General features: G+C 41.2%; 18 protein-coding genes. 7 read left to right on the top strand and 11 right to left on the bottom strand.

Annotated elements, in window-relative coordinates; genetic code table 11:
- Positions 1-8 precede the first annotated feature (8 nt).
- The 4 genes from ACL9RF_RS04735 to hisD all read left to right on the top strand — a co-directional run bounded on the left by ACL9RF_RS04735 (position 9) and on the right by hisD (position 4177).
- The gene (locus tag ACL9RF_RS04735; protein ID WP_422799443.1) at positions 9-665 is read left to right on the top strand and encodes a hypothetical protein; all 657 of its coding nucleotides are present in this window, start codon (positions 9-11) and stop codon (positions 663-665) included.
- A gap of 142 nt (positions 666-807) precedes the next feature.
- Positions 808-1215 carry a type VI secretion system tube protein TssD gene (gene tssD, locus ACL9RF_RS04730; RefSeq protein ID WP_422799442.1) on the top strand — a complete coding sequence of 136 codons (408 nt, stop codon included), beginning with the start codon at positions 808-810 and terminating at the stop codon, positions 1213-1215.
- Between the two features lie 824 nt (positions 1216-2039).
- Positions 2040-2891 (top strand): ATP phosphoribosyltransferase, encoded by an 852-nt coding sequence (gene hisG, locus ACL9RF_RS04725; protein WP_422799441.1) that lies wholly within the window; start codon positions 2040-2042, stop codon positions 2889-2891.
- Positions 2891-4177: a histidinol dehydrogenase gene (hisD, locus tag ACL9RF_RS04720; RefSeq protein ID WP_422799440.1), complete on the top strand. Its 1287-nt coding sequence runs from the start codon at positions 2891-2893 to the stop codon at positions 4175-4177. Before hisG ends, hisD begins: the two co-directional genes overlap by 1 nt.
- A gap of 283 nt (positions 4178-4460) precedes the next feature.
- Here hisD and ACL9RF_RS04715 read toward each other — a convergent pair whose 3' ends face one another.
- Positions 4461-4763, bottom strand: coding sequence for a hypothetical protein (locus ACL9RF_RS04715; protein ID WP_422799439.1), 303 nt, complete (start codon positions 4761-4763; stop codon positions 4461-4463).
- A gap of 314 nt (positions 4764-5077) precedes the next feature.
- Positions 5078-5857 (bottom strand): patatin-like phospholipase family protein, encoded by a 780-nt coding sequence (locus ACL9RF_RS04710; protein ID WP_422799438.1) that lies wholly within the window; start codon positions 5855-5857, stop codon positions 5078-5080.
- 144 nt (positions 5858-6001) lie between these two features.
- Between ACL9RF_RS04710 and ACL9RF_RS04705 the strand changes: the two genes are divergently transcribed.
- Together ACL9RF_RS04705 and ACL9RF_RS04700 are read left to right on the top strand one after the other, a co-directional pair.
- Complete coding sequence (locus tag ACL9RF_RS04705) at positions 6002-6607, top strand: TetR/AcrR family transcriptional regulator (RefSeq protein ID WP_422799437.1); 606 nt, start codon at positions 6002-6004, stop codon at positions 6605-6607.
- Between the two features lie 32 nt (positions 6608-6639).
- Complete coding sequence (locus tag ACL9RF_RS04700) at positions 6640-7272, top strand: nitroreductase family protein (protein WP_422799436.1); 633 nt, start codon at positions 6640-6642, stop codon at positions 7270-7272.
- Between the two features lie 98 nt (positions 7273-7370).
- Here ACL9RF_RS04700 and ACL9RF_RS04695 read toward each other — a convergent pair whose 3' ends face one another.
- From ACL9RF_RS04695 to ACL9RF_RS04685, 3 genes are all read right to left on the bottom strand, one after another.
- Positions 7371-9584 carry an NADP-dependent isocitrate dehydrogenase gene (locus ACL9RF_RS04695; protein ID WP_422799435.1) on the bottom strand — a complete coding sequence of 738 codons (2214 nt, stop codon included), beginning with the start codon at positions 9582-9584 and terminating at the stop codon, positions 7371-7373.
- Between the two features lie 178 nt (positions 9585-9762).
- Positions 9763-10485 carry a carbohydrate-binding family 9-like protein gene (locus ACL9RF_RS04690; RefSeq protein WP_422799434.1) on the bottom strand — a complete coding sequence of 241 codons (723 nt, stop codon included), beginning with the start codon at positions 10483-10485 and terminating at the stop codon, positions 9763-9765.
- Positions 10486-10533: 48 nt separating this feature from the next.
- Entirely contained in the window at positions 10534-11931 is a 1398-nt protein-coding gene (locus ACL9RF_RS04685; RefSeq protein ID WP_422799433.1) for a family 10 glycosylhydrolase, read from the bottom strand.
- A 365-nt stretch (positions 11932-12296) separates the two neighbouring features.
- On the opposite strand from ACL9RF_RS04685, the gene ACL9RF_RS04680 reads away from it, so the two are divergent.
- Entirely contained in the window at positions 12297-13376 is a 1080-nt protein-coding gene (locus ACL9RF_RS04680; RefSeq protein ID WP_422799432.1) for an agmatinase family protein, read from the top strand.
- Positions 13377-13470: 94 nt separating this feature from the next.
- Here the strand turns inward: ACL9RF_RS04680 and ACL9RF_RS04675 are convergent, their stop codons facing one another.
- The 6 genes from ACL9RF_RS04675 to ACL9RF_RS04650 all read right to left on the bottom strand — a co-directional run bounded on the left by ACL9RF_RS04675 (position 13471) and on the right by ACL9RF_RS04650 (position 25604).
- Positions 13471-15927 carry a phosphocholine-specific phospholipase C gene (locus ACL9RF_RS04675; RefSeq protein ID WP_422799431.1) on the bottom strand — a complete coding sequence of 819 codons (2457 nt, stop codon included), beginning with the start codon at positions 15925-15927 and terminating at the stop codon, positions 13471-13473.
- 4 nt (positions 15928-15931) lie between these two features.
- Positions 15932-17443: a SusD/RagB family nutrient-binding outer membrane lipoprotein gene (locus ACL9RF_RS04670; RefSeq protein ID WP_422799430.1), complete on the bottom strand. Its 1512-nt coding sequence runs from the start codon at positions 17441-17443 to the stop codon at positions 15932-15934.
- 14 nt (positions 17444-17457) lie between these two features.
- Positions 17458-20685 (bottom strand): SusC/RagA family TonB-linked outer membrane protein, encoded by a 3228-nt coding sequence (locus tag ACL9RF_RS04665; protein ID WP_422799429.1) that lies wholly within the window; start codon positions 20683-20685, stop codon positions 17458-17460.
- Between the two features lie 190 nt (positions 20686-20875).
- On the bottom strand, positions 20876-22840 hold the full coding sequence (locus tag ACL9RF_RS04660; protein ID WP_422799428.1) for a sialate O-acetylesterase: 1965 nt from the start codon (positions 22838-22840) through the stop codon (positions 20876-20878).
- Positions 22841-22950: 110 nt separating this feature from the next.
- Positions 22951-24546: a solute:sodium symporter family transporter gene (locus ACL9RF_RS04655; RefSeq protein WP_422799427.1), complete on the bottom strand. Its 1596-nt coding sequence runs from the start codon at positions 24544-24546 to the stop codon at positions 22951-22953.
- Between the two features lie 17 nt (positions 24547-24563).
- On the bottom strand, positions 24564-25604 hold the full coding sequence (locus ACL9RF_RS04650) for a GntR family transcriptional regulator (protein WP_422799426.1): 1041 nt from the start codon (positions 25602-25604) through the stop codon (positions 24564-24566).
- Positions 25605-25616: the final 12 nt, after the last annotated feature.

Genomic DNA, 25616 nt, shown 5'->3' with positions numbered 1-25616 from the left:
TAATTACCATGAAAGAATCGAGCGTACATAGTAATCCACTGCTATCTGCTGTATACCAGTTTTCAAGCACATTACAGCATCAAAATCCACGCCTTACTAAGAAGTATACGCGCAAGGTGTGGGTACAGCAACTAACCTTTAAAAAGGAAACCACATTATACCAGTTCTTATGCAAGAAATTTGTGTTCGACGATCCTCATATAACGGCATTAATTCGAAAATGTGCTTATATATTTGATGTATTACTAATTACGGTGGCTAGAGATGGTCATATTAAAGCCGTTGAAAATGAGAAAGAATTGGCGAGAAAGTGGGAGCGGCTAAAAGAAAACTTACAGAAGGACCATTTCGGTTGCGAATTCGAAAATTACATGCACAGTTTTGATTCCGTTATTTACCATAAAGAAAAGTTACATGCCTTTTTGGAAGCTGATAAAATGTTTGGACTATTTTTACGTGGTTTGTCGCTACTAGAAAATTATGACCCCAATGCATACGATGTTATAACCTTAAATGATAATCTTAAATTGACAAAAAAAGCAGAGCAGAACAGGCTGATTGAGCTGTATAGTTTTCAAGGCGATCTATTGCAAGAAGCCCTAAAGGTGCAAGATCAATTACAACACGAGGTGCTGTGTTGTGGTATAGAAAGCAGTGATGTTTAACCCCATTATCCTAAAGTATTATACTAGGCTATCGTAGTTTTACGATACTTTTTGAGGTTTTAGGGCATATTGTAGGAATTCGATATAGGCTTTAATAAATTTGCTAATAAACCAATTAATATACCATTAAAAACAACTTATTATGGCAGAGAATAATGCAAGAGCGGTGTTGAAATTCAACAAAGGTGACGCTCAAAAAGTTTTGAGACTACATTATAATGTAGATCGTGCAGTAGATGTCTCCGGACGTGTAGCATCAGATCCATCCAATGCAATTATAAAGATTACGGTTGAGGCTACAGATAAATCGGATATCTTGGAAAGCTTGTTGAATGGCAAATATAAACCAACAACAGGGGAGGTGACCTTCAATAAATCGCATGATGAAGGAACATTGATTACCTTAAACTGGGAGAATGGTTATGTGATTCAACATAGCGTAGATTTTAATTCGTTAGACGGAAATAGTATGCTAATCAGCTTTGTGGTCAGTGCAGAAAAAATAAATTACGGTGGTGGAACCTACGAGGGGATTTGGCCAAGCGCTTAGTTTTAAACTACGCCTAAAAAACAAATGAGTAAAAATAGCAAACCCGTATAGGTTTGCTATTTTTTTATAAGCCTAAAACCTGATGGTTAGTCGGTCTGATTTGTCTGTTAATTTCTTTAGCTTATTGTGTTTTACCAACAAAAAATACAGACTCAAGTATCACATATTGGAGGTTTTATTACAGAATCAACAAACTTTAAAAATACAGTCTATTTAACATAAAATAATTTATAAAACAAGTCATATAATTTATATTATGTTAAATAGAATAATTAAATTGTCTTATTCCCGTTGTGTCTCTTTTGTAACTAACTGTATGCCAGTTTAAAATATATGTCTACTTCCCTAACCCAAAATGCTTGGCGTATTTATTTCTTTCCAGGTATTGGGACATAAATATCGCAAGCTAATGGCTTTAAATTTTACTAAAAACTATACAATTCAAGCTGTAGCGCTAAATCACTATGAATCCAATAGCGGCTTTTAGCTGCCTGCTAAACTAGCATCCACAGCATAAAAAAATACTGGTCGCTTTATAACAATGACAGCGAGCCCTATTTTGTTAACATGAACATTCCTATTGGAAACCATTTTTTTTCGTAACGTCTGTAGCATTCATAGTTTGGGAAAAATTTGGATAAAAAAAATTAAAACTCTACATTTGGGCATTGTTATTAATTATGCCACAATTGTTATCACATTACACACATAAACATCATCGCCATTTTGGCGATATGTAACTCTATGTGTTTCTACGTGAAGCAATATTTTCCCCGGCACTATTTTATAATTAATAATACGTTCAACCTTAAATACCAACTATTTTGAAAAATCTTAAAATTGCTATCCAGAAATCTGGTAGATTAAATGAAAAGTCAGTACTTCTCTTAAAAAACTGTGGACTTGATTTTGAAAACTATAAAAGTTCCTTAATAACGACTGTTGCTAATTTCAATCTGGAGATTTTATTTCTTCGTGATGATGATATTCCTGGATATGTAGAACAAGGAATTGCAGATTTAGGTATTGTTGGTGAAAATGTAATCGATGAATCGGAAGCTAAGGTACAGTATCTACAGCGTTTAGGGTTCGGAAAATGCACGCTGAAACTTGCTATCCCTAAAGACTCCACCATTCAGGACCTCAAAGATCTAGACGGAAAATCCATTGCCACCTCCTACCCGGTTATCCTAAAATCATTCTTAACGGAATACAAAATCAATGCAGATATACAGACTATTTCCGGATCGGTGGAAATAGCTCCGGGTTTAGGCCTTAGTGATGCGATATGCGATATTGTATCTACCGGAAGCACGTTGAAAAATAACGGACTAAAGCCTTTTGCCGATGTCCGTAAATCAGAAGCTATTCTTATCGGACGTGATGGCATTGCGGACAATGAAATCCTATGCGAGCTATTGCAACGTATTCAGTCTGTACTGATGGCTAAAGAAACAAAATATGTGGTTTTAAATGTCGAAAAAGCAAATTTACCCAAAATCACCGAGCTCTTATCGGGTGTAAAAAGCCCTACCGTGGTTCCTTTAGCCGAAGAAGGCTGGGTGGCCGTTCATACGGTTATTTCAGAGGATGATTTCTGGGACAAAATCAATAAATTAAAGTCAGCAGGCGCTCAAGGAATTGTAGTAATGCCTATTGAAAAAATAATATTATAATGCTTAAAACTTACCAATATAAAGATCTTACACCTGCGGATATTCAAAATCTTATTCGCCGAAATACAGACCCGAATAATGCCATTCAGCAGACGGTAGAAACTATAATTCAAGATGTAGTGCAGTCTGGTGATGATGCCCTGATTGGGTTTGCGCGTAAATTTGACCAAGTGGAGCTTTCTAAACTGTATCTTGAAAAGGCAGAAATTGAAGAACTGGCCATGACAATTTCCCGTGACCAGCAGCGTGCGTTGGAAATTGCTTTTCAAAATATCCATAAATTTCATAGTACCCAGCTACGTCGGGAGCGTGTTACTGAAACTATGCCTGGGGTGAAATGTTGGCGCGAAGTGCGTCCTATAGAAAAGGTAGGTTTATATATTCCGGGTGGCTCTGCGGTTTTACCCTCTACCCTTTTGATGCTGGGAGTACCGGCGCGTATTGCAGGTTGTAAAGAAATTGTTGTATGCTCACCCCCACAAAAGTCGGGTAAAATAAATGGCTTTGTAGCTTACTGTCTATTGTTGTTAAAAATAGATCGTATCTATTTGGCGGGTGGAGCCCAAGCCATTGCGGCGATGGCTTTCGGTACCGCTACCCTGCCTAAGGTGGATAAAATATTTGGCCCTGGAAATCAATTTGTAACTAAAGCGAAGGCTATGGTTCAAGGTATGACTAATGTAAGTATTGATATGCCAGCTGGCCCATCGGAGGTATTGGTATTGGCCGACCATACTGCAAATCCAGCTTATGTTGCGGCCGACTTATTGGCGCAGGCTGAGCATGGTGTCGATAGCCAAGCGGTTTTGGTGAGCACGGATGAAAAACTACTATCCGCTGTTAATAAAGAATTAACGCAGCAGATTGATGATCTTCCACGACGTGAAATTGCGGCCAAAGCCATTGAAAATTCATATGCTGTTTTAGTGCAAGATTTAGCTGAGGGCATGCAATTTTCTAACCATTATGCGCCAGAGCATTTGATTATTGAATCCGATAGCTGGCAAACCGTTACAAACCATATTTTAAATGCAGGATCTGTATTTTTGGGCCATTTAACACCTGAAAGTGCGGGCGACTATGCCTCAGGTACCAACCATACGCTACCTACATCGGGCTATGCACGCTCCTACTCTGGCGTTTCTGTTGATTCTTTTGTAAAAAAAATAACCTTTCAACAGATATCTGAAGAAGGTTTGCAACATATAGGCAGTGTCGTTGAAACACTCGCCGAATTGGAAGGGCTGCAGGCACATAAAAATGCAGTATCTATCCGTAAGAAATAATAAAATTGGTCATCCTTTGATAGATGACCAATTTTATTTATTCTTCTGTGGCGCGTATTTGGCTCGGCTAAACCTTAGGCTTGTAGGGCCTTCAGCGTTTAAGTGCCAGATTTACTGGTGTCCATTAAAAACAGCCTCAGCAACATTACCCCTTATTATTAATGCAGTATAGTCTATTCCTAAAATTACCAGGAATAATTAGTGTTGCATATGCAGGTAATTGATGATTACAGGTGGGCGCAATAACGCAAGGTGTTAAGTCCAGTTACAATAGCACTTAAAATTAATTCACTTTTGTAAATGTAAAGTAGTAATACTTATCCGAATTTTGATTTTTTAATTTCTTTTTTTGTTCAATAAGGTTTAACAAATCCGAATAGGTTAAATCTACATACTCCACAGCAGCTAAAATTCTTGGTGGATTCGTTCTTTTTTGTCCATAAATAGGAAATAATCGGGACCCGGAATAATAGCTATCTATTTTCCATTTGTATACTTTCGGGTCATCTAATTTATAAGGATCGTAATCATCGCAAGCCACTAAAAGAGTTAACAAAAAACAAAATGTGAAGAGTATTTTTTTCATAAAACATATATTAAAACAATACATAGAAACAATTAAAAGGTAAATACCATATTTCATAAAAAATGCGCGAAAGGTAAATATTAAGCTAATAAGTAAATATTAATCGCATTACTATGAGGTTGCTAATATAGAGTTAAATGAAAAATGCACACCTATACTTTAGGATAGTTAGTCGGTTTACAGCATTTAATTGTCCGTAAACCAGGATAATAATCAAATATTTAGGTAAAGAATAGCCATCCTGTAGGTGGAGGTAGGAATTTTAAAGACAAATTTGGATTTTAAAGGACCAGCCTAAGCCTATACATTGTTTTTTAGGCTAAAAGACTAACAAGCTGTTTTTCGGCAAGCTCATATCCACTTTCAATTAACTCGGAAGCCCGATCAAAATCCCAAATTCCAGCCATATTATGCGGCACATCAACAACATAATCAGGCTTATACAAAGCCAAGCTCATGTTAGACAATCGCCTACGCATGGCGATATACGATTCCTGCAATATACCCAAAGCATTCAATTTGGCATAGTGGGTCTCATTATCCCCATTTGGCGCACCATCCAGATTAACAACCACAGTAATCGTATTGGTCTCCTGTACATAATTGATCGGGATAGGATTTAAAACCCCACCATCAACCAAAAATCTACCCTTCTGCTCTACCCCACGAAAAACAGCAGGAATAGCAATGGATGCACGAATCGCCGCATATATACTACCCTCACGAAAGATAACTTCTTTTCCTTCAACTAAGTCTGTAGCTACAGCGGTATATTTTATCTTCAGGTCTTCGATAGCCATATCTTCAAAAACATCCTGTAAGGTATGAAAAACCCTTTCTCCTTTTAAAATACCAAATCGAGGATCCGTAAAATCCATTAAGCGAAACACCTCTCTTTTGGTTAGGTTGCTCATCCAATGACTTAGTTCATTGATTCTACCTTCCGCAAATGCAGCCCCTACCAGCGAACCGATAGAGCAACCCACGATCTCGTCTATTTCGTAGCCCTTTGCGGTTAACCATTTTATGACACCAATATGTGCCAGTCCTCTTGCACCCCCACTTCCTAGAACTAAAGAAATTTTATGTTTCATGCCCGAAAATTTACCTTATAAAGATAGGTAATTGCAAGGTGAAATAGCAATTGTCAAAAAAAAGTCTAAAAGTTAAAAATATTTTAAAAGTACAAAACCACCCTTTACATTTGCTAACACTGTTAACTAGATGTTTAAACATGTATGTCAAAAGAAAGCAATAGCGTACAAGAACAGCTTGATTTAAAGCAAAATATAATTTCCGAATCGTGGAAGATTATCATAAAAGAAGGATGGCAGGCGTTATCCATCCGAAAAATAGCGGAAGGAATTGGGTTTAGTGTCCCTGTAATCTACAAACATTTTGAAAATAAGGAAGCGATTTTGGCCCATTTTTCCAAAGAAGGATTCGCTATACTTGCCGAAAAGATAGAGCAATCCATTTCAGGAATTACCCCAGGGGCGATGAGACTTCGAGCCATAAGAGATAGCTACTGGGCGTTTGCCAGCGAACATACTGCCCATTACCGCATTATGTTTGGTTTAGGAATTCCAGCCTGCGAAGCAATTAACAGCAATACAGAAATGCGCGCCACTTCAGATTTGATATATGCTGCAATAACCGACCTGCTCATTGAGAATCAGCACACTACCGATGAAGCTTACCTGAAGTTAAAGACATTTTGGTCCATCCTACACGGATTTATAGCGATTGAATTATTAGCTAAAAACAGCATTACACATCCTCCAGCAGCAACCATAAACGACGCTATTGAAGGCTTTATTTATACACTAATACATAAAAAGTAGCATTTAGAATTTAAAATTTAATTTTTTTTAAAATGAGTTTATTACAAGATTTAAGTTGGCGATATGCCACAAAAAAAATGACTGGAGAAAAAGTAGCACAAGAAAAAGTAGACTACATTATTGAAGCGGCACGCTTGGCACCCACCTCATCCGGATTACAACCGTTTAAAGTTATACAAGTTACCGACCCCGAGCTAAAAGCAAAAATTCAGCCCATAGCCTACAATCAAAGTCAGATTGTAGACGCCTCTCACCTCCTTATTTTTGCTGCATACGATAGTTACACGAAAGAACGTGTAGACCAAATATTTGCACAACAAGAAAATGAGCGAGGTTTACCTGCTGGCGCATCCGACGACTACAAAAACATGTTATGGAGCGGTTTAGCACAGCAAAGTGCGGAGCAGCATTTTGCACATGCAGCACGCCAAGCCTATATAGGTTTCGGTCTTGCCATAGCCGCCGCCGCCGAACAACGTGTGGATGCGACCCCTATGGAAGGGTTTGTTAACGATCAGTTAGATGCCCTATTAGGATTAGAAAAACATGGCTTACGTTCCGTAACTATACTCGCTATTGGTCATCGCGATGAAACCAATGACTGGTTATTAAACCTGAAAAAAGTACGTGTAAAAACAGAAGATTTTTTAATCTCCTTTAATTAAAACAAGAAGGTCTGCCTGGTAAAGCCCTGCGACACCTTCAAACATTAATAAATAATATAAAAGTGCCATCGCAATGATGGCACTTTTATAGGTATATATTATAATGCCGCAATTGCCGCATTTAATGTCGCCGAAGGACGCATATCCTTAGTCGCTAACGCATCATTCGGGAAATAATAACCACCAATATCCTGCGTTTTTCCTTGTGCAGCGATCAACTCTTCATTAATTTTAGCCTCATTTTCAGTTAAAGTATTCGCTAAAATAGCAAAACGAGCCGCTAATTCAGTGTCTTTAGTCTGTTTCGCCAACTCTTGTGCCCAGTACAACGTTAAGTAGAAATGAGAACCACGGTTGTCCAGCTGTCCAACTTTACGCGCCGGAGATTTGTCGTTCGCTAAGAACAAAGCATTCGCTTCATCTAATGCATCCGCTAAAACTTGCGCTTTGTTATTATGCTGAGTTTGAGCCAAATGTTCAAACGAAGCCTGTAAAGCTAAAAACTCACCCAAAGAATCCCAACGCAGGTACCCTTCCTCTAAAAACTGCTCCACATGTTTAGGTGCAGAACCACCGGCACCCGTTTCAAACAAACCTCCACCATTCATTAACGGAACGATAGAAAGCATCTTTGCTGAAGTACCCAACTCCAAAATTGGAAATAAGTCGGTTAAGTAATCACGCAATACATTACCCGTAACGGAAATAGTATCTTCCCCCTTACGGATACGCGCTACAGAAACCTTCGTCGCTTCTACCGGAGATAAGATACGAATATCCAAACCAGCAGTATCGTAATTTGCTAAATACGTATTTACCTTCTTAATAATTTCTCTGTCATGCGCACGGTTTTCGTCCAGCCAAAAGATTGCCGGAGTATTCGACAAACGAGCACGGTTTACGGCCAATTTAACCCAGTCCTGAATAGGTGCATCTTTGGTTTGGCACATACGGAAAATATCTCCCTCCTCTACAGCTTGCTCCATTAAAACCGTAGCATTTGCATCTACCACGCGAATAGTACCAGCAGCAGCAGCCTGGAATGTTTTATCATGCGAACCATACTCCTCAGCTTTTTGCGCCATAAGACCAACATTAGGAACAGAACCCATAGTACGCGGATCATAAGCACCATTAGCAATACAATCTGCAATAACAGCCTCATAAACACCCGCATACGAGCGGTCAGGAATAATTGCTAAGGTATCACGTTCAGCACCCGATTTATCCCACATCTTACCACCGATACGAATCATCGCCGGCATAGAAGCATCCACGATAACATCCGAAGGAACATGTAAGTTTGTAATACCTTTATCCGAATTCACCATGGCCAAGTCCGGGCCATTTGCAATAGCCGCATCAATCGCAGCCTTCACCTCCGTTTCCTGTGCTGTGCCCGCAATTTTCGCGTAAACTTCGCCTAAACCATTATTTTTATTTATTCCCAATGTTTTAAAAAGCTCCGCATATTTTGCGAAAACATCGTTAAAATACACTTCAACAATAGCACCAAAGATAATAGGGTCAGAAACCTTCATCATGGTAGCCTTCAAGTGAGCCGACAATAAAACACCAGTTTCTTTAGCCTCTGCCAACGCCGAAGTTACAAAAGACTTTAACTTAGCCAAATTTAAAACCGACGAATCAATTACCTCAGCAGCTTTCAAATTCGCAAAGCCTTTAAGTTCTTTTACAGTACCATCAAGAGCCACAAATTCAATTTTAAACTGCGTATCTTCGGCAACCGTCAACGACTTCTCTGTAGCATAAAAGTCACCATCCTGCATGGAAGCCACCTTTGTTTTACTATCAGCAGACCAAACACCCATACGATGTGGGTTAGCTTTCGCATAATTTTTAACCGCTTTAGGCGCACGACGATCCGAGTTACCCTCCCGTAAAACCGGGTTTACTGCAGATCCTAAAACTTTTGCATAAGCCGCTTTAATTTTTTCTTCCTCCGCATTTGCAGGCGCGTCCGGATAGTTTGGCACCGCATAACCTGCCTTTTGCAACTCCGCAACTGCCGCTTTTATTTGAGGTATAGAAGCCGAAATATTCGGTAATTTAATAATATTTGCATCCGGAGTTGTCGCCAACTGCCCCAATTCAGCCAATGCATCTGCAGTTTGCTGTTCAGGAGTTAAGTACGCATTAAAATTCGCCAGAATACGACCAGCAAGGGAAATATCTCTTAGTTCAACATCGATATCCGCAGTTTTAGCGAAAGCTTGTACAATAGGTAAAAATGAATAGGTAGCCAATAAAGGCGCTTCATCCGTTTTGGTGTAGATAATCTTAGATGACATAGTTTCTATAGAAATTTTATTAAATTTTCGTAAAATAGAAATTAAAAGCCCGCCAGCCGGCGAAGGCTCTAAAAATCCGCCTAAAGATAATAAAATTATGCTATTTACTGGCCTTTTAATGCGTAAAATATTGCTTTTAACGTTAAATCGATTACTAACAACTACCAACAAATAACCCCTATAAAAAACGCAAATGCCCAAAGAATTTAGGTGCATGGAAATACGGTTTAGGGGTGTTAATTGCACTCCACGATAAGTAATGAGGCTGTTGCAATTTATCGCCACATTTATAAAAGTTAGCCCTAAACTGCCTACCCTGAAGATCCGTAATATCGTGTAAAAATAAAGCATTTAGCGGAATAAAAGCCGTAAGATCCCAGCTTGTCGACATTGTTTTCTCGGGAAAAGGACGATCCCCCAGCGACGACCACCGCAAAACGGAAGCCAGCACTGCAGGCGCAGCAAGCCTACGGTCGTGCAGCGTTCCTCCCTGAGCTAATAACCTTCCGGCAGCATTAAATTCAAAATTATAATACAGCGTACTTGCGCTATCCGGCATAACAAAAAATTCAAGGCAAGAATCTTCATACACCCTGCCATTATCATATTCCGTAAGCGCACGAACAGTTTTTTCGTGCACACGGAAATGCAGCAACATACCCTCCCGGTTATAAGCCATACGAAATTGTACTACAGGACTGTAAGGAAAGTTGGGCCAATTCAACTGTTCAATTTGGTTATACGAAACCCGGTGCTCATCAAGCAGCGCTATAATCGCTGCGGGCTCTAATACCACAGCATCCATTCTATGCAACTCCAAATATTTTGGCGATACCTGCGCACAACATACCCGCAGCATACCCAGCAACCCGAAGAAAGCAAGCGACAACCACAACTTCATACAAATTTTAAAATTAGCCCATTTAAAGCATAAACAATCCAATTACCATTACCCGTTTATTGCATCCACATTCCAACCCGATAAAATACCGCCATAAAAATAAAAAGTAACATAAAATTGTTTCCCCGTATTCTTCTCCGACACCAAATATCGCTTAGTAACATCATAACTCCCAGCGTCGGTGTAATCAGACAGCTGAATGACAGGTATATCATCCGTTAGCCGGTCAGCGGCAATAAGTTGCTGTATTTTACGCTCCACCAACTTCATTACACCCGGTTTTTTAAAGGGATCAACCTCCAGTTCTATGGTTTTATCCAGTGGCATAACCCCCTTATTTGCCGCACGTACAGCCTTTGCCTGGCTGGTAAATGCCCTAAAATCAGCCTTCAGCTGAGGATCCTTTATAGCATGTACGGTAAAAATAGCAACCCCCTGGGCGCCACTTCGCAAGGCAGCATCCATGTCTGCAAGTATTTTACTACTGTTGGAAGCCATTAATCCACAGTACAAGGTTGTTTCCGCCTTTTTATCCCGAACATTTTCCAGCGTACAATCACTGATAAAACTAACATCCTCGGTATAAAAATTACTATACACCATCGGAAACACGATATCCAAGTTCCATTTCCCCCAATCCTGGCGCACCATCCGCGACGACATCTTAGGTGTAGGGAATGGTGATGCGGCCATAATTTTACCGCTTTTATGAACCGTTTCGGCAATAAGGTTGGCCACCTCCGTAATCTGGTCACAGCGAAACTGCCGCCAGTTCAGGTCAGTAGAAGGATCAGTTTGCGCACGCGGGTCATAACCATACGCAGCTTTAAATTTTTTGATCGCCTCCGGATGATAACCATAATCCCAAGCAGCATATTCACGATCCTGGACGATCCCATATTTCGGCCATAATGTCGTAGGTAAAACCACATCCACATAACGGTGATAATCAATTGCGATCCCGTTTAAGCCATCAATGGAAGTATATTCCTCTATTTTTTCCTTTATATAATTCCGTACCTCCGGTAAAACGGGCGATAAGAATTTATAATAACCAACATAAGCCATGGAGTCGGCTAAACTCGCCCCGTTCCGGTTTACCTCAAACCAATCCGGATGCGCTTTAAGAATACGCTCCCGGTCGTGCTCCAAGTTCATGGTCCATAACCAAGCATAGACCTCAATGCCGTATTTTTTCGCAATCGGAATAGCATTACGATAAGCCTGAGGTGAAGGAGCATTCAGCAATAGCCCATCAATCCCTAAAAAATTCATGGCGCGGCAAATAGAATCAAAATTTGCATCAGGGCGATAATCGAGCCAAGTCCAGAACATTGGATATTCGGTTTTTGCGGCCTCCCTATCCTTCGGCTGCGCAAGCAGTAAAGAAATAAAAATAAAGAGAAAGGTAAAAACAAGACATACCCTTTTTAAAATAAAGTTCATAATTCGTTAGAGGTTAAGTGAAAAAATGTAAAACCTGCATCGCTAAAAACCACAACCAACACAGATCCAGCCTAACAACCTTAAAAAGAAGTCCTTGACCGATGGCAACCCCACGAAGGGAAAACCATAAAGTCCTGCTTACGAAATCAGGATCTACTCATTAAAAAGTATCGGTTTAGAAAATAGGCTAGCATAGGTAAAGGTTAAGCAGCACAAATTCAAGGTATTAAATTTAATTAAAATTTTAAAATTAATAAAGAAAAAACTGTTTTTAAGCAACCTGAAATATCGGCCTAAGCCCTATACGCAGTTCCATTTTATTATTCCCTTTGGCTTTCTTATTTTTGTAGCTTAACAGAATATTCATGTCAACAAAAGAAGAAAAAATCGCGGGTTTTGATCCTTCACAACCCGGATTAGCAGATGCCAGTATATATGGATTACCTTTTGCCGCAGAAGAGAGTGAAATCGTTGTTGTAGCCGTGCCCTGGGAGGTAACCGTAAGTTATGGTGCAGGCGCTTCCGAAGGGCCGGCAGCCATCCTTGATGCCTCCTTTCAGGTAGACCTGCTGCACCAGGATTTTCCGGAACTATGGAAATTAGGGATCTACTTGGATGAAGGGCCAGAACATTGGAAAACACAAAGCGATAGCCATAAAGCCATGGCGCAGCCCATTATTGAAGCCTTAGAGCGTGGTGAAGACATTCAAAAAGACAGCCTACTAAAGGCAGACCTGGACCGCATTAATGCCGCCTCTGAAACCTTAAATGCCGAGCTTAAAGCACGCGTATTAGACTGGATGGCGAAGGGTAAGAAAGTTATTCTTCTGGGCGGCGACCACTCCACACCATTAGGATACTACCAAGCCTTAGCGACAAAACACAGCAATTTTGGTATCTTCCATTTCGACGCCCATATGGACCTACGCATCGCATACGAGGGATTTACCTACTCCCATGCCTCGATTATGTACAATGCCATACAGCTACCCGAAATCACGAAACTTGTGCAAGTGGGAATTCGGGATTTCTGCGAGCAAGAAGTAGCTGTTGTACAATCATCAAATAAGGTTAAAGTATTTACAGATTCAGATTTAAAAAAGGCGCAGTTTGAAGGAAAAACCTGGCAGCAGCAGATGGATGAAGCAATTGCCTTATTGCCACAACATGTCGCTGTAAGTTTTGATATTGATGCGCTATACCAATGGTACTGTCCAAATACAGGTACCCCCGTACCGGGAGGTTTATCTTACGAACAAGCGGTATATGCTTTAAACCGATTAGCCGAGTCTGGTAAAAATATAATTGGTATAGATCTAGTAGAAGTAGCCCCTGGCGATACCGATTGGGATGGTAATGTGGGAGCACGTTTATTGTTTCATATGTGCGGTGTACTGGCTAAAAACAACGGTTTAGCTGTAGGAACGCCGATAAACTTCCACTAAAAAGAAGGCAAGGTACAGCGACTTAAAATTAAGTTAATTTAAATAGCTGGAACGCTAGCGTTCCAGCTATTTTATTATCCCTTAGTACAGGATACTAGCCCGCCATTAAAGGATCCGTAATACTCGGCGCCCCATTCTCCAGTCTACCCGCAAAATGGAAGCTAAAGTCCGGATCTTCCAGACAAGTGATTTCCAAATCGTACCAGCCCTTACTTTTAGCAAAAGAAAGCACTGTTGGCCCTGAAAATGAGCTCTCCACAACCTGTGGCGCAAATAAGTCATAACTATTATCCTTAATTCGATAACTGAAATCCATATTATGTTTCTCAAAAAGCAAAACCCAATCTTTGCTTTTAAGATCCTGCTTTACCGATATCTCATGTCTTTTAGCACGATGCCCCGTAAAAGAACGATAAAAACCATTCGGACCATACACCCGCATCCTTACGACAGGAGTATCAAACTGCTCCCAGTTCCAAGCATAAGAAACCGGTTTACCCTGCTGCACTGCAAAATTCCATACCTGCCCTTTTCCCTTTACCTTACTCTGGTACGATACAGCATAAAAAGGTACGCCCATAACCTTATGACGCGGAATTGCCGATTCCTGTACAGCGAAGTCAAGTTGTAAACCATCCCCATCCATACGCGCATTCACCTCCATGCGGTACGGTAAAGCATTCGATGGCTTCGTGCCAGGCTCTTGTACCGCCCTGTCTTTCCCCTGTAAACCATGCACACGAATTTCGTCCAATTGCTGCTCCCGAATTTCCACAAAATCCGACGGAAATTTTTGCGATCGTGCACGGTAGATACGCTCAATATACGCATCGTGGTCCAGTGGCTTTAAGCGACTTAAATCAACCGATTTTTCAACCTTTCGGAATACCGAAGTTAAGTCGCCGGTAACCAGCCTGCGCCAATCGCTGATATTCGTTTCAACAATTCTCTTACCCGTTTTTTTAAATAAAAAGTGCTCCAAGAACTGAATATTAGATGTAAGGTCAAAAACCTCCGAATTCACCCATCCCCCTTTTGTCCAAGGCGAGGCAACCACCATGGGTACCCGAAACCCTAAGCCAATAGGGCTTTCCAAAATACTTTCCGCCTTGCCCGTACGCGTACGCTCCTGTTCCTGCGTAACATACTCATCCTCCGTGCGTAAACCCTTCGATACCGCACCAGTATCAGGGTCCGTCGTCAAGGGCGGTACAAATGGAGGTACATGGTCAAAGTAACCATCATTTTCATCGTAAGTAAGGATAAAAATGGTTTTTTTCCAGATTTCCGGATTCTTGGTTAAAATATCTAAGGCTTCAGACAGGTACCAAGCGCCATACCAAGGCGAGCCCGGGTGGTCAGAAAAACGACATGGAGCCACGAGCCAAGAAACTGTAGGGAGTTTATTTTCATCCACATCCTTACGAAACTGGTAGAAAACATCGCCCGCAGGCACCTCCACCTCCTGCAGCCTCTGTCCGTCGTTATAAGCAATCTTCTTGGTTTTATGATAATTTAAATCGCCCTTGTTTGTTACAAAGGCATTACGGTGAATAGCCTGCTGCTGTGGCGATAACAGGTTAAAATTTTCCTTAGAAAACCTAACAATATCCCGCTCCAAACCTGCGATAAGCTGCCTCTGTTTATCCCTGTCCGCAGCCTCATCCATCTGTCGGAGTTCCGCTTTCAGCTGCAGGATTTTTTCCTCCATAAAAGCCACATGCGCCGGGTGATAGCGCACCCCATATTGCTTATGAAACTCCAAATTATTGTCGGTAAAATTTGTTAACCACTCTTCAGCCTCCCCCTCCAAACCCACAGGAATACTTAATTCATTCTGGTACACCTTCCAAGATATTCCCGCTTCTTCTAATCGTTCGGGATATGTTTTCCAGCCTACATCCTTATAATTTATCTGGCCATTATCGACATGCGGAATCGAATGAGGGTCGCGTGGATTTTCGCGTACCGTGCCCGACCAAAAGTGCGATCTGTTGGCACTCGTACCCGTTAATGAAGCGCAGAAATGTTGATCACAAACGGTAAAAGCATCGGCAAAAGCATAATAAAATGGAATATCAGCACGATTATAATACCCCATCGTTAAGGGCATATTTTTAAAATCTGCTGGCCCCGGGCTTTTGGCATCCAGCCAATTGTCCATGAGTCCATAATTTCTTGCCGCAACCATGTCGCTCCAACCATGCGGTAAAGAACCCATCCATGTAGATTTACTACGTACAATATCCAAATGAAAGGGAGCAAAATGCTGGCCCTTTTTATTGGTTTGAACCCAGATAGGCAAACCATTACTTAATTGCAGCGCCCTAGGATCATTAAAACCACGTACCCCCTTTAACGAACCAAAGCAGTGGTCAAAAGAACGGTTTTCCTGCATTAAGAAGACAATATGCTCCGCATCCAGGTAAGTCGATCCTTCCTGAGCATCAATTGCCAGCGCCTTTTGAATAGAATTGGGCAGAAAATTAAATGCTGCCGTAGCTCCCGCCAAGAGGGAAGCTTTTTTTATAAATGCTCTTCTAGACTCCATTATTTTATTTTAACCACCAAGTTGGCAGATTAATATTATCGTTACCATTAAACTGTGCCTTAATGGCATCGGCTACATGTTTACTATTCGTATTATATTCATCCTGCGGATACATCCAACGGTAAGCCACTTTTACGTTAGCATTTTTCCTGAAAGAAGGATATCCCGTTCTGAGATGGTCGAAATAGGCCGTATACCCACCCTGATGGAAAGAACGAAAGTACTTCTGTAGCATAATAAGTTCAATTTTAGCCTCCGTCGACGAAGCATTTTCTAATTTAACCTTTTCTTGTGATAAATAAGCCGTTAAGCGATCCTTTGCGACAAAAGCCGCTAAACTTCCCTCCTTAGATTTAGCATAACGCTCATAAAAAAGGAAAGATCCTGTAATACCCTTGTTGTATAAGTCGGCAGCATCCGCCGTAATCCATCCACGTACAGCAGCTTCAGCCAGAATAAACTGCACCTCCGCATACCCCAATAAAGATAAAGGCTCGCCCACCGCATAATTTGGGAATCGGTCATGTACCTTCGACACCCTACCCGCTACAGCCTTTGCATTCACCTGCGCATAAGGCGCTATAGGGTCGCCACCTTCATACGAAGAAAAATCGTCCAGCGCCTTACCCTGCTCCTTGCCCAAGCGTGTTTGCGAGGCCACAACAAAAAGACGAGGATCCTTATAAGCCTGCAAACGTGCAATAAAGGTCGAATCCATATACATGCCAGAACCGTAACCACTGCTATTAAACTCCGGATATCGGTTGCCATCGATATCTAAAAACACCAGCTGACCATCATCAGCCCCAGTATCATCGTTAATAATCGGTTCATTCGCATAAATTTTGGCAAATTCATTGGGAATACTAAAAGGAAAATCTGTTGTCTTATTGGATAACGTTAATAAAACCTTTAAGCGGAAAGCATTAATTAACTTGCGCCAGCTAGCGCCTCTGCCCGCTAAAATAATATCCCCTTGAATCGGATTATTATCGTCCTTTAATAACGTATTCGCATCCTCCAGTTCTTTCAGAATACCTATAAAGACATCTTTTTGGCTATCATACTTGGGCATATAAATGCTATTACTCTCCCCTTTGGCAGCTTCAGAATATGGAATATCACCGAAGGTAAGGGTAAGGTTATACAAGTAATACGCCCGTATAAACTTAGCCAATGCCGAATACGATTTAACCCCAATTTTATCCGCCTCTTCCTGCATCTTTGTCACATTACGCAGCAGTTTATACTGGTCAAAACTACCACGTTGCCAATTGTAAATCTGATTGGCATTCTCGCCATCGGTTTGCACAATCATTTTTAGCGCATACAGCGGTCCGGTACCCCTCCAGGTACGGAAAGCATCCCACTGCACCTTAGTTAAAAGCGCTTGAGGGTGCGTTGTTGCCGCCTCGTTAGGGTTTTGGTTTATATCCGAAAGCTTTCGGCAAGACTGAAGACCAGCAAATCCGACAAGTCCCAGTGCTAGAAGCATATATTTTATCTTAGTTTTCATGAAATGCTATACCATTAAAATTTAAAGTTGAACGATACCCCAATATAACGTGTTGAAGGATCTTGTAAATCACCGTCGTTGCCAATACCGAAATCAGGATCGATATAAGGAACTTTTTTCCACATGGCCAGGTTGTAGCCAAAAACTGAAGCATCTAAACCTTTAAGCTGTTTTAATTTAAGCACTTTATTAAAGTCGTAACCCACAGACAGCCGGCGTAATTTTACAAACGAACGGTCAAATACATTGGCAAATGTTTTACTTTCCGATGTTGTCACACGCGCCTGGTACGGGTAATTTTGTGCCCAAGTTTGCCAATCCACGGCACGTGTATTCTGGGCATAGGTACGCGTATCCGAAGTAATATTACCATTGATATCGCGCTGCACTTCTCCCCCCGTTACCACAACACCCTCGGGCACGTAAATAAACTGCCCAGCATCATACTGCTCCTGCCTGTACTGGGTAGAAGCCGGATGTTTTCCTCCCCACCACATTTTTTCTATTGTTGTCGAGTTCATCACCCCACCAATGGAGCCATCGATGTCTAACGCAACCTGTATACCCTTGTATTGGAAATTATTGGAGAACCCAAACTGCCAATCCGGATTTAAGTAACCCATATATTGCGGAAAAGGATTACGAATTGGCATGCCCGTATTAGCGTTTAAGATTACCTTTCCCTCCGGTGTTTTTTCCCATGCTGTAGCATAATACGCATCGGCACGATCGTTTAATTTAAGGTTACCAAATTTAGGGTTGTCATCATATATTTCGGTCAGACGTTTCACCATCCGTGTCCAGTTCAGGGAAGTATTCCATTCAAAATTTGTGTTTTTAATAATATTAGCACCTACAGTAACCTCATAACCCTGGGTAGTATACACATTACCATTGATGGTACGGCTGGCGAAAGCCGACCCTAAAGATATGGGCAGGTTAATAATATTGCTGTAATCGGATATATTGTAATACGTAAAATCTACATTCAACTTATTGTTAAAGAAACCCAGTGAAGTACCAATTTCAAGGGACCTAGACTTCTCTGGCAATAAATACGGATTCACCAACTTTTGCGGATAATCTACTGAAGGAATAGAGCCATAGGTAACATCCTTTTTGTAAGTAGGACTGATTTCATACGCACTAAAATCATTGGATACCCAAGCCACAGAACTAAAGACCTTCAAGTAATCTATCTGCTCTGGCATTTTAAAATAATCCGATAGCACCGAGCTTAACGATATACTCGGGTAAAAGAAAGATTGATTTTCCTTATTAAAAGTCGACGACCAATCGTTTCTTCCCGAAAAATTTAAATACGTAGACTTAAAGATACTTAAGTTAACAGCGCCATATAAGCTGCGGATAACCTTTTCATTAAAATTCGATGTTGCCTTCACCGGACCTTGGGTATTTCCTAAACTATAGATAAAAGGAACCACAAGACCGTCGGTCGTTTGGTACAGCGTTCTTTGCGTACGGTCGAAGGTCGACGAACCAGCATTCACGGTTAAGCCAAAATTTTCCGATATTTTTTTGTCGTATGTCGCTAAGATATCCGCGTCGAAATTCAACTGTTTACTGCTCCAATTTTTATAATCCCCGTTTCTTGAATCGTCATAATTCATATACGATTTAGGGCTCTGTAAATCACTAAAATTCGATTTCTGCCTTGCCGAGACCCGACCTTTAACCGTAAACTCCGGCGTAACTTTCCAAGATAATTCCGACTGTCCATGAATGATATCATCGTCGTATTTCTGATTTAGCTCATAAGCCGCAAAATAGGGGTTATTATACCAAGCATAGTTATAGTTTGCCTGTCTGTAGCCCTCCTGTCCAGGAATGTACAAATGCTCGCTCAACTCGCGACCATTCACATCATTACCCATCCATAACAAAATGGTATACATATGGTTTTTAGGGCCATACCCATAGCGGGGATAATTGGGCGACTGAACTTTATTATACGATACATTAAGGTTAAACTGTAATTCAGGAGTAAAGCGGTATGCGGTATTCAAATTTACACCACCCGTTGTTAATTTTGTATTAGGAACCTGCCCCGTCTGCGTGGCATATTTTGCCGAACTAAATAAGCTAACTTTCTCCGTTCGGTACGATATAGTCGCATTATTTTCCGATACAAAACCCGTGCGTAAGAAATCCTTAAGGTTATTATGCGACACCCAATCGATTGGAACACGTTCGTATCGGCTTTTATCGTTATATTTTGTTCCGCGAACATCCCCCCACCAAGGGATAACCTCACCCGACACCTTATCACGTATAGGTGAATTCCACTGCGCTATCTTCTGTCCGGTATTAAGCTTGGGCCCCCAGGTCATATCACCATCGGAAATACCACCGTCACTGCCGTCCCAAAATTCATATTTTCCGTTGGAGCCCGAACCGAATTCCATTTGCGATTCCGGAAATACAGTAAAGCCCGCAGAAAACATCGTACTAGAGCCCACCGTAAACGTTAAGTTTTCACTTTTTCCGGTACGCGTAGTAATCATAATAGCACCATTGCGGCCACGTATACCATAAAGCACCGATGCTGCGGCACCCTTTAACACATTAATATTCTCTATATTCTGACTAGGAATATCAAACAATGCCGTTTCTACAGGAACACCATCGACCACAATAAGCGGAGTACGTCCGCGCAGGTTAAACGTTGGCGCCTGAAAAATACCCGTAGGGTTATTTACATTTAAGCCAGCCACCTGCCCCGATAAAGCAGAGCCGATATTCATGGTTTTTGCTTCTTTCAAAACATCCACCTTCACCTCTTGTGTAGCATAGCCCAGCTGTCTTTTTTGCTGTTTAATACCAATGGCCGTAACCACCACCTCATCCAACTGCGAGTTGTCGCGAGATAATAAAATCTCCATTTTATTGCTCGACAAGGTTAACGACTGCGTAGCATAACCCAATGCCGTTATTCGAATCCTATCACCCAGGGAAGCTTTAATTTTAAAATTACCTTTAAAATCTGTTCTGGAAACCTGCTTATTGCTATCGTTAAAAATAGTAGCGCCATCTACGGGATTACCATCCACATCACGAACGGTTCCTTCCATGACTTCCTCCATTATACCCCGTTTAACGGAAACCGTCGTTGGACCAAGAGTGTTTGCCCAAACCTGTTCAGGCGGCATGCAGCACAAAACGGCTAAACAGATCCCCAAAGGGGTACCCTTAAAAAGATACTTAAATTGTTTTGGTTTCATTCCTAATTTTGATTTCCCCAAAACAAAGAATTAAATATTAAGTCAACATTATCCCCTTGTAAACAAAACATGTAAGTCTGCCAACCCTGCTGTGAGCCATACGAAAACCAGCCGTTAAAAATAAAAAAAGTGAAAAAGCCATTACGCTTTTTCACTTTTCAAACCTATAAAAATCATTATTTTAATCCAATTACTGATCCCACCAATCGTCGGTACGGAATGGCGATGCCGGCAAGGCCTCCTTATTAAAAATACTTAAATCCGGGTTGTCCGCAAATCCATACCGAATAGCAACCGGATGCGGCACCTCTTTGGCCGTTAAAAAAACAGTATTGCCGATCACCTTAATTGCTGCAGGATAAAAGACCCTATCTTTTCCGGCTAGCGTAAAGCCCGACGTAACGCCAGTAGGCTGATGAACCAATAAACTCCCCAGCGGATCGAAAGTCAGCACAGCCTGGTCGCCTTTAATTTGGTAACGTTTTAACTGTGGCCCCTGTGCCGTAATATGCTTACCATAAAGATTTCGCAAGGCGATAAGTCCAAGTCGGCGACCGACCTCCTGTTTATTTTTAGGATGAATATCATACGCATCACCCACATCCGCAATAACCGCCATCCCCGTATGGTTAAGTTTTAATGTATTAGCCTGCGCATCGCGTATTTCGGCAAAGGCTGAAGGTTTAGGCTGTTCGGTTTTCTCCCTATAATTTGCCAATTGTACAAAGTAAAAAGGCAGGCTGTTATTTTGCCATTTGGAACGCCAATCCTGAATCATAGCCGGAAATAGCTGCCTGTAACGTTGCACATCACGCTCGGCATTGCTTTCACCCTGGTACCAGATTACGCCCCGAATGGCAACATCCTTAAAAGGATTTACCATTGCATTGAACAAAACCGTAGGACGATTAGGGCCATCAATAGCCGACGGCATAGCAGGCATCTTCTTCAAATCCAAACCAACGTTAAGCTTCCATGGCCCAGCAATAGATAACTCCTGCAGATCAGGCCCCGTAATTTTAAGTTGATCCAAGGAGCCATACAAGCCCCCATCGCCGGCACCATCAAAAACCTTAATCGCAATCTTAACCTCCGTTGATGTCACCAAAGCCGCGGGGATTACATAATTCCTATTCTGTGTAAAACCCTCCGTGGCGCCAACCCGAGTACCATTAACAAACGTAAAATCATTATCATCTATAGGTCCCAGCGACAATTGTAACTCTTTACCCACCCAATTATCGGGAATATTCACCGTCTTACGGAAGTAAACGATACCATCCAAGCCCGGGTACAACGCCTTATCAAAGGGCTGTGGCAACAATATCGTATTCCAATCCGCATCGTCGACATCTTTCGCTGTCCATCCACCCGTAGACCGATTAAAGCCAAGGTCATTCTCCGCTAGCAGCTGATTCCATAATCCCAGTTCCTGTTTGTAATCCGCTTCTGCAGTTTTACTTTCCAGGCGTTTTATGCCCGATGCATAAGCATCAAATTTCGCTAAAGCCTGACTACTCGACCAAGCTTCAATAAAAGTGCCTCCCCAGGAAGAATGAATTAAACCAATAGGAATACCCGTTTTCTCATACAGCTCGCGCGCAAAAAAATAAGCCGTAGCCGAAAAATCAGGTATGGTATTTGGCGACACCGCATTCCACCCATCCCACAACACCGCTGCATGCTGCTGCGGTACTTCCGCCGTAGCCTGTTTAACCTGAAGGAAACGAATATTAGGGTAATTTGCCAGCGCAATTTCCCTTTTAAAGTTCTGTATATTTCCCCATCCTGCAAGAGGCATTTCCATATTCGATTGCCCCGAGCAGAACCAAACCTCACCAATAAGCACATTATTCAATTGCAGCACATCGCCATCATCGAACTTCAGCGTATAAGGGCCACCATAAGCCGGTGTTTTTACCGCTATCGACCAAGTCTGGTCGTCGGCCACTATCGCCTCATAAGCTTTGTTATCCCAACCCGTTGTAATTTTTACTTTTTTACCCCCACCGTTACTCGTTCCCCAAAGTTTTACTTTTTGCTTCTGCTGCAAAACCATATTGTCGCCAAAAACATCAGGCAAGGTCACTTCAGCATAACCTACAGCCGAAGAAAGCAACCCTAAAAGTAAAAGTATATTTTTTTTAATAGGCATATGTTAATAAGTTGAATAGATGTATAGATGTAAAGTTATAAAGATATATAGATAAAAAGATGTTAAGTCGTTTTCAAGCAACGCTGTTCGTATAAAGATAAGAAATTTGCCTAAGAAGCCACCCCAATGGGAGATAGCAAAACATACAGCCCAACCATTAAGAGCAATAATATAAAGGCATAGCGATAGCGACCTTTCCAATACGATTCGCGGCCAGCTTTAGAGAAGTCGACTTTAAAATCACTATGATATTGCGGGTACAAAAATCGGCTACCCAAATAAATAATAAGCGAGACAACGACAAATAAAATGGCAAAAATATGCAAGTAATGTAAGTCAATATCCAATACAAATTTCAACAGCGCGAAACCCAGCATAAATATAAACAGCCCTACCTGAGCCATTTGTGGCGCCACACTTCTCGACAAAATCCCCATCAGCATAATGGTAAAAATAGGCATATTAAAAAAGCCAGAAACCGTTTGCAAGTACGTATAAAAGCCATCGTGTGCAAATAATATAAACGGCGCAATTACCATGGCAAAAAGAGAAACGATAATTTCAAAAAACTTCCCTTTTTTTAATAATTCATCGTCGGAAATAGGTTTATTTTTACGTGCTAATAAAGGTTTGTAAATGTTAAAAACAAAAAGGCTACCACAACTTTGCAACCCGGCAGTATACGTAGTCATAGCGGCACCAAATACCAAGGCAAGCGAAAAACCGACAAAAATATCCGGAAGAATATGTTTAATTAACTCCGGAAATACCGACGCCGTAGGAACCACATTTGGAATAATATGTACCGCCAACAAGCCGGGCAAATTAATAAGAAAAGGCATCAACAACTTACCCCCGGCCGCAAAAGTCATCCCTTTTTGCGCCTCCTCAAGGTTCTTGGCACTAAGCGACTGCTGCGCAATATATTGCTCCATGCCCCAATAGTAAAAATTGATTAATATCATCCCCGTAAAGAGGGTACTAAAAGGCACAGCATCCCTATGCGAGCCAACCGCATTGAGGTGTTCCGTTTTGGAGGATAATATGGTTTTTAACCCCACCATCATGCTGCCATCACCCAGATGCCATAAGCCATAAATAGGAATAATCAAAGCCAGAAAAAACAACCCAATGCCCAGCGTCATATCTGAAATAGAAATCATTTTCAGACCACCCAATATGGTATAACCACTCGCAATAATCCCTAAAGTCCAAACCAGCATCCAAATACTCTGCCAATACGAGATATTAAAATAGCCCGGTAAGTCAAACATCGAGGCAAAGCTAAGTGCGCCGCCATACAATACCGGAGGCAAAAGGTTAACCATATAACCTAATAAGACAATAATAGAAACTAAGGTTTTTGTAGCATTATTATAGCGGAGCGACAAAAAATCCGGCACCGTACGAAAGCCATTTTTAAAATAAATAGGCAACAAAAATTCAGAGACCAACAACATGGCCAAGACCGAGCTTACCCCCCAGCCTATAACAGAAAGGTTGTTGATATAAACCGATTCATTCTCGCCAATAAATTGGTTGGCACTTAAATTTGTTAACAGCAGGGCAGCCCCCACCATTACAAACCCATTACTTCTTCCAGCGAGGAAGAAACCGTTTAGTGTTTTACTATACTTTCCCTTAAACTTTAAGAAAGACCAAAGGGCAACGATGCTTGTAAAAAAACAAAAACTCAGTAATACCATACCCCTACACGCTAAGATTAGACAGATTGCCTATCGTACAAAACTGTAGGCACAAATTCCTGTATAATATAACGCGTATTGATAAATAGCGCAGCGAGCTCGCCCATACGTGCGAAGTCTGTAGAAAACGTAGTAATACCACCACAGATAATTTCTTTAATAACATCATCATTGTGTGCTAATATAGCCAGATCTCTGCCCAAGACCCATTTTTTCTGTACCACCTCTTTTAACATAAGGTACAGCTCAGGGTTATGAATGGTAAAGTAAACTTTACCTTTCTCCAGGGTACCCTGCTTATATTTCTTTTCAATGCGACCGTTCAAATTGCTATCCTTCAGAAAGCTCATAAACGCACTTTTTAGCGCATCAGGTTCCGCCGTATTTTTACGGAAGAAATAAACAATTTCATCATAACGCTCCAATTTAGGTTTTAAATCGGAGAACACTTTAAGAGCCGACTGTTCAAACTCCTGTGCCACAAAAGAATAATCATCGCCTAAATCCATAAAACGATCTATAAGCAATAATTTTGTTGGCGAAATAGACAGCAACAACTCCTTCGAGCGTTCATTTTCTATCGGCGCCACCACATACACCGTATAACGACCGTTAATACGGTTAAAAATATCCTCAAAAGTTTCTGTGTTATTGTGGTGGAAGAAAAGATCCACCACAATATCATCAGAAATATTAGCTTTTAATTCCGAAACCAGCGTATCCTGAAAGGTGTCATAAGCATACAACACTACAGCCACCTTTTGCTGCATGCTTGTGTTATTGCTGATTACAAAATAGCCCTTACGGTTTTTAGATTCTACAATACCATGAGCAATAAGATCGCGATACGCCTTTACAAAAGTCTCTCTGGCAAAGCCCAGTTCCTTTATCAGCATATTTACCGAAGGCAAACTGTCGTGAACTTTCAATTCATTGGCATCAATAGCATCCAATACCCCTTGCACAATACACTCGTGCTTAGATAAGGTCTGTAAACTTTCTAATTTTTTAATTCTAGCAAATAACAAAGCGTAAGCCGCCTCACTTGATTTCTTCATAAAATTTTGGTC

It is taken from the genome of Sphingobacterium sp. Mn56C, assembly GCF_049319645.1.
Lineage (GTDB): Bacteria > Bacteroidota > Bacteroidia > Sphingobacteriales > Sphingobacteriaceae > Sphingobacterium.
The sequence above is the reverse complement of the archived record's forward strand: the minus strand, read 5'-3'. Positions and strand labels throughout refer to the sequence as shown.